The sequence below is a fragment of the Prevotella sp. genome (assembly GCF_036570325.1).
In the GTDB taxonomy this organism is placed as follows: domain Bacteria; phylum Bacteroidota; class Bacteroidia; order Bacteroidales; family Bacteroidaceae; genus Prevotella.
Map to the genome: position 1 here is coordinate 1 of NZ_DATCYK010000042.1, position 5,138 is coordinate 5,138.

Annotated in this window: 6 protein-coding genes and 1 pseudogene; 5 read left to right on the forward strand and 2 right to left on the reverse strand. The window is 51.2% G+C overall.

Going from position 1 to position 5,138, the window contains the following annotated elements; all coding sequences use genetic code 11:
- The 5 genes and pseudogenes from VIR50_RS03245 to VIR50_RS03265 all read left to right on the forward strand — a co-directional run.
- A pseudogene (locus tag VIR50_RS03245) lies at positions 1-927 on the forward strand (T9SS type A sorting domain-containing protein); the annotation flags it as partial.
- A 9-nt stretch (positions 928-936) separates the two neighbouring features.
- A complete protein-coding gene (locus tag VIR50_RS03250) occupies positions 937-1,878 on the forward strand; it encodes a PorV/PorQ family protein (RefSeq protein WP_331933708.1) in 942 nt (313 codons plus the stop codon).
- Positions 1,879-2,427: 549 nt separating this feature from the next.
- Complete coding sequence (locus VIR50_RS03255) at positions 2,428-2,652, forward strand: DUF3791 domain-containing protein (protein ID WP_331933709.1); 225 nt, start codon at positions 2,428-2,430, stop codon at positions 2,650-2,652.
- Positions 2,649-3,128, forward strand: coding sequence for a DUF3990 domain-containing protein (locus VIR50_RS03260; protein WP_331933710.1), 480 nt, complete (start codon positions 2,649-2,651; stop codon positions 3,126-3,128). Before VIR50_RS03255 ends, VIR50_RS03260 begins: the two co-directional genes overlap by 4 nt.
- Positions 3,125-3,346 (forward strand): hypothetical protein, encoded by a 222-nt coding sequence (locus VIR50_RS03265; protein ID WP_331933711.1) that lies wholly within the window; start codon positions 3,125-3,127, stop codon positions 3,344-3,346. Before VIR50_RS03260 ends, VIR50_RS03265 begins: the two co-directional genes overlap by 4 nt.
- Before the next feature lie 232 nt (positions 3,347-3,578).
- Here the strand turns inward: VIR50_RS03265 and VIR50_RS03270 are convergent, their stop codons facing one another.
- The gene (locus tag VIR50_RS03270) at positions 3,579-4,382 is read right to left on the reverse strand and encodes an alpha/beta hydrolase (protein WP_331933712.1); all 804 of its coding nucleotides are present in this window, start codon (positions 4,380-4,382) and stop codon (positions 3,579-3,581) included.
- Positions 4,366-5,138: phytoene desaturase family protein (locus tag VIR50_RS03275; RefSeq protein WP_414703523.1), on the reverse strand; the 773-nt coding region annotated here is incomplete at its 5' end. The genes VIR50_RS03275 and VIR50_RS03270, both read right to left, overlap by 17 nt.

The following is a 5,138-nucleotide window of genomic DNA, read 5'->3' on the forward strand; positions in this document are numbered from 1 at the left end:
ACTTACGATTTCCAAGATTTAAAGAGCAATGTGGAATATGAGGTGCATGTAGTGGCCCACGACCGCTTTGGCAACAAGGCAGAGCAGGCTGTTTGCAACTTCAAAACACGTATGAACCACGAGCCTAAGTTCACTAAGACCATTGGCGATAAGCTGGTTTTGCTTGATACACAGCCCTACTACCACGCCGTACTGCCGGTAGTAGACGAAGACAAGCACACTTGGACCTACACGACGACGGCTTTGCCTTCAGGCGTAGAGTTGAAACGTGTGGGCGACAGCTTCGATTTGCTTATCAAGGTAGGCCAGCCCGGCAGCTATAGTTTCGACCTTACGATGACCGATCAGCTTGGTGGAAAGTCTACACAGCGCTTCACTTACGATGTGGTAGCCCACACCGCTCCCAAGGCAGTGGCTCCGCTGAAGGAAGTTTCGCTGACCGAGGGTGGCGAGGCAGCCGTTGTTGATTTGGCCGCCGTGTTCCAGACGGGCGAGAACAGCAACATTGTTTACAGCGCCAAGTCAGACGATGAGGGCATAGTAAAGGCCACCGTAGACGGCAACCAGCTCAAGCTGACCCCCGGCAAGGCAGGTTTTGCCACCATCAGCCTTACTGTTGGCGACGGCGTGAAGCACTCTGTGACCACGTTCCAAGTACGCGTTTCGTCCAAAGGCAGCTCCGATGTGTATGCCGTTTATCCGGTTCCGGCCCACAGCTTCGTGAAAGTGCTCATGCACAGCGACGTCACTGAGGTTCAAGCCGTGGTGACCTCGGTGCTCGGTCATAAGCTGATCGACGAGAAACTGACCGTCAATCCCTCTACCCACGAGGTGATTTTGGGCGTTGACCGCCTTGTTCCGGGCACTTACTACTTGCTGATGAAGACCGGCAGAGTGACGAGTAAACATACCTTTATCAAGAAATAATCAATCATTATGAATAAAAAGTCATTGACAATCCTTGCTTTGAGCTTGGCAACAGCCATGGGTATGTCGGCCCAAAGCCGCATTCTGACTATCTTGGAAGCCAATACCGACGCCCGTTCGGCGGCTATGGGTAACACCATGCTCGGCAATAGCGACCAAATGAACATCTACAGCAACCCTGCTGCCCTCACTTTCGGCGACCGCACCCTGCGTGCGGACGCCACGATGGAGGTGTACCCAAAGGCTGAAAACGGACGCCTCATGCAATACAATGTTGCCGGCGGCTATCGTTTTAAGAACGGTTCGGCCCTCATGGCAGGCTTCCGCTATCAAAACGGATTGACCGTTGAGGCGGTCAACAGCGAAAATCCGGGTGCCCGTCTGCGCCCCCACGAAATGACGCTCGACTTGGGTTACTCTTTCGCCGTGACCAAAGAAGTGGCCGTTTACGTCACCGGAACCTACGCAAAGAGCCATCAGGCCACCTCGACCGAGGCGTGGGCATTCTCCGTGGGTGCCGCTTATCAAAAGCCATTCAGCCTTTCTTCCATGCCGACCGTCCTCACTGTAGGCGCCCGACTGATGGATTTGGGCAAGTCAGTGAAGTTTGATGACGCCGGATTGTTCCACAGTCTGCCTACGTCCGTGGTCCTTGGAGGCGATTGGGGCGTAGCGTTGACCGATGAACACAAGCTGACTTACGCGTTGTCGTGCCGCTATTTCACGCCCAAAGACGCCCACGAGACGCTTGTGGGTACGGGTTTGGAATACACCTACAACAAAATGGTGTCGGCCCGTGTGGGTTATCAGTTTGCCGACCAAGGCTCGGATGAGTTCACTTGTGGTCTTGGCGGCGAGTATGCCGGCTTCAAGCTCAACCTCAGTTATAACCATGCGTTCAGCTTCTATGGCTTGGATACGTTCATGGTAGGGGTGGGTTACAGCTTCTAAGCACAGCCTTGCCCTCGACTTCGGGCGGAAAAGATATACCGGAGCGCCCCGCCGGCAGCAGTCAATGGCTGTCGGCGGGGCGCTCTTTTTTGTTCCTTATATTCCAATAGCTATGCTTTGACCCTCCCAAAGGGCTGCTTTGACCGCCTCAAAGCAGCCCTTTGGGAGGGTCAAAGTTGACGAGTGAACGAGTAGACGAGATACAAGTTTGTTAGTGGGAGTTGACGAGTATTCAGTTGACGAGTTGACAAGTTGTTAGTGGAAGTTGACGAGTAGTTAGTTGACAAGTAGACAAGTTGATGGTATTTAGTTAGCGGGTTATTTGTAGGAATGGAGAGGATGCGGCGGGCTGTGGTGCGTTTGGTTTTTAAAAAATGGGCATGAAAAATGTGTACTTTTCAAATTTAATTACTACTTTTGTCCTATAACGGGTGGTATATGAACCTTTGTTATTTATTCAAAGTGCCGATTGAGGCTGCTGTTATTTCATTGTTTACCGGCGTATCGACCTATTAAGAGCGCTCAATAAAGAATTAGGAGGACTTTTATATGCAGTATAGCGCTAAGGAAAAATTGGAATGGACGATCATCTTCATTTATGAGTTTGGCAAGAGATTCGGGCTCACGATGAAGCAATCGTTCAGTTATTTGAACCGCTTTAAGGGTATTGATTTTATTGAAAAGCATTATGGCTATGCCCATACCCAATCGTTTGAGACGATGGTGGAGGACATAGCGGGACTTTGTCGCAGAATGGGAGGAGAGTTAGAATGATACTTTATCACGGAACAAATGTAGCTTTTGATACGATAGACCTGACAAAGTCGAAGCCTCATAAAGACTTTGGCCGTGGTTTTTATCTATCTGCCGATTTGGAGCAAGCCCAAGAATTGGCGCAAGTACGGGTTGAATTATTGGGTGGTAACGTAGTAATTCAGAAGTATGAGTTTGATGAAAACTTGCTCACTTCGGAATCGTTATGCGTTAAAATCTTTGAGGATTATACAAAAGAGTGGGCTGAGTTTATTCTTGCCAACCGTAATCAGTATGCTGATAATAGTGCTTTGCATGATTATGATATTGTTATCGGTCCTATAGCCAATGACCGGGTAGGCCTTCAATTGTGGAAGTTTCTGAGTCAGGATATTGATATGGAAACGCTCATCAATCGGCTAAAATACATGAAAGGCATTACTATACAATATTATTTTGGCACGGAACGGGCCGTAAAACTTCTGAAAAAGCTATGAATGAAACCGAAAGAATGAAGAATGATATGGTCAAGGAATTGGCCCTACTCTTGATAATGAAGGACTCTTCGTTGTCTATGAAGGAGGCTTTGACCATGGTTTTTAACTCTGAAACTTATCAGAAAGTTTTAGAAGATCGTACCCGTTTATATTATCAAAGCCCGGGATACGTGTTTTCTTTTCTTGAAAACGAATTGCGGACGGGCAAAATGGGATAAGCGTTTTGCCTTTATTTATTTGCCATAAGGATTATTTTTACAACTTACTTGTTGACTAAATACTAACAACTTGTTAACTTGTCAACTCGTATCTTGTCAACTATCACAAACAACTTGTCAACTCGTCTACTCGTTCACTCGTCAACTTGCAAAAGCAACTCGTCAACTATCACAAACAACTTGTCAACTCGTCTACTCGTTAACTCGTCAACTTGCAAAAGCAACTCGTCAACTATAACCCCCTAACCCATATTAGGAAGCGATCCAGCCAGCCGATGGCCTCCTTGGAAGTTTTGTGGGGTGAGGCTCCGAAACCGTGGCCTCCGGTGGTGTATTGTATGTAAACGTGGGGAACGTGGTGGACCGTCAGGGCGCTATCCATGAGCATGGAGTTGCGGTAATCCACGATAGGATCGTCCTTGCAGTTCATCAGGAATACGGGACATTCGATGCGGTTGGCATGGCGCTCCATGGAGAGCGAGTCACGCATGGTGGCGTTGCGCCATCGCCATTCGCCCAAAAGTCCGCGGCGACTGCGGCGGTGGGTCACGGCGTGAGAGAGCGTCACGACGGGGTAAATGGGCGCTACGAAGTCGGGACGGGCGTCCTTGGGCAGGTTCTCGGCGGCCATGAGGGCCAAGTGACCGCCAGCGGAGAAGCCCATTACGCCCACCCTTTGATAACCTTTTTGCCTGACAAGGCGGATGGCTTTCTCAATGGCTGTGAGCTGGTCGGGGTATTGTCGGCCGGGGAAATATAGGCGGCTGTGGAGCGCGAAGCCTGCCCATCCGGCCGTGGGGTAGTGGAGTACGTAGGCCGCAATGCCGTTGCGGTTGAGCCATCGGGCCACCTCGCTGCCCTCATGGCGCTTGCTGAGCCAGCAATAGCTGCCCCCCGGGCATACGATGATGGCCGTCGTGGGGCGTGGAACGGCCTCGTAGGCCTTCAATCGCTTGTATTCGGCCACGGGCTTTTGGGCGTTGGCGGCGTGGAAGAGCCATAGCAAGAGCAGCAGTAGGTTAATCTTGCGCTTCATAAGCATTGATTTTATTGACGATAACGTTATGTCCCACGAGGGCTTCGGCCGTGGTGATGGCCGTCAGGGGTACGCCGCAAAAGCCGTGGAGATTGATGTTCTGTCCCGTGAGGAGCAGGTTTCGGCATTTGGTAAATGGCGGCACTTGCGATTGGGCTATGCAGTCGGTGTCGTGACGCAGGCCGTAGAGGGCGCCGTGGGGCTCGTCGTAGTAGTCGCGAATGGTGAGGGGAGAGGCCGCGAAGGCGTGTTCCACCATCTTGTCGAAGCCCGGATAGAGGCGGTTCATGCGCTCCCTGATGCGTTGCAGATGGACTTCTTTCCATCGGTAGTAGGCCTGATCGCGGTGTCCGGTGCTGCTTTCGGCCCATTGCTCCACTACATCGAAGGGCATGATGGCCGTTACTATCATCTTCCTTGCCCACGGTCCTTGCTCCACTTCGGCTGGTGTCATGTACATAAAGCCCCGCGGCCACGTGTCGGGGGCGTATTCGTCGTAGTTCCACACGTGGCCGTAGTCCTGCTGAAAGTAGCAGGTGTGGTTGATGTAAGGAAACGATTGGGGCTTGAAAATGAAGTAGGCGCAGAACGAGGAATAGCTGTCGGGCGCCTCGCCGATACGCTTTCGGAAGGCTTTTGAGAAGCAATGGCTGTCGGTCATGCCGATAAGTTGGCGGGGATGGATGGCACTGATGAATGTGTCGGCCGTGTAAGTACGTCCTTGTTGGGTGTGGACGGCTGTCATCTGTCGGTCGT

Bases quoted from the DNA above. Each gene is read 5' to 3' on its own strand.
- VIR50_RS03265 (WP_331933711.1), top strand. From the start codon at position 3,125: ATGAATGAAACCGAAAGAATGAAGAATGATATGGTCAAGGAATTGGCC.
- VIR50_RS03250 (WP_331933708.1), top strand. From the start codon at position 937: ATGAATAAAAAGTCATTGACAATCCTTGCTTTGAGCTTGGCAACAGCC.
- VIR50_RS03255 (WP_331933709.1), top strand. From the start codon at position 2,428: ATGCAGTATAGCGCTAAGGAAAAATTGGAATGGACGATCATCTTCATT.
- VIR50_RS03270 (WP_331933712.1), bottom strand. From the start codon at position 4,382: ATGAAGCGCAAGATTAACCTACTGCTGCTCTTGCTATGGCTCTTCCAC.
- VIR50_RS03260 (WP_331933710.1), top strand. From the start codon at position 2,649: ATGATACTTTATCACGGAACAAATGTAGCTTTTGATACGATAGACCTG.